Annotated in this window: 1 protein-coding gene; it reads right to left on the bottom strand. The window is 72.6% G+C overall.

The annotated features are described in order from the left end of the window. The coding region (locus tag N864_RS22975) for an IS1380 family transposase (protein WP_034723085.1) at nt 1-484 on the bottom strand (484 nt) is incomplete at its 3' end. Nucleotides 485-536 lie beyond the last annotated feature (52 nt).

The following is a 536-nucleotide window of genomic DNA, read 5'->3' as shown; positions in this document are numbered from 1 at the left end:
ACGCGAGCAGCGGGTGGAACCCGTACCCGCGCTTGAACGTCGGTGTCGCGTTCTCCTTATCCGAGTGCGCCGTCACCAGCGTCGCGTCCAGATCCACGATCACCGGGCCGGCCGCTGGCAGCGGGTCACGGCGGCGCCACACACGCTCACGCGCGGCCGCCCGGGCAGCGCGGATCGCCGCGATCACCGCTTCGACGTCCCCGGCCAGGTGCTCCAGCAGCCGAGAGACCGTCGCGTCCGAGGCGACCGTCCCGAACAGCTCCGGCTGGGCGCGCACCACGGCCAGATCGGCCAGGCAGTCCCCGCCGAGGGCGACCGCGACCGCCAGGTCGAAGACCACCTTGCCCGGATCGTGCACCGCACCCCGCCGCCGCCACGGCGCCAACGTCCGCGACAGCCCTCGGCCCAGCCCCGCGGCCCGGGCCGTCGACAGCAACAACGATGCCCCCGCCGACGAGAGCACCGCGTCGTTTCCCGACGTCATACCTGGTACCGGAACAAACCCGTTACGCTTCACCTACGGAGTGCCTTCCCGC

The organism is Intrasporangium chromatireducens Q5-1 (genome assembly GCF_000576575.1).
GTDB lineage: Bacteria > Actinomycetota > Actinomycetes > Actinomycetales > Dermatophilaceae > Intrasporangium_A > Intrasporangium_A chromatireducens.
This window is presented reverse-complemented; position numbering and strand designations above follow the sequence as displayed.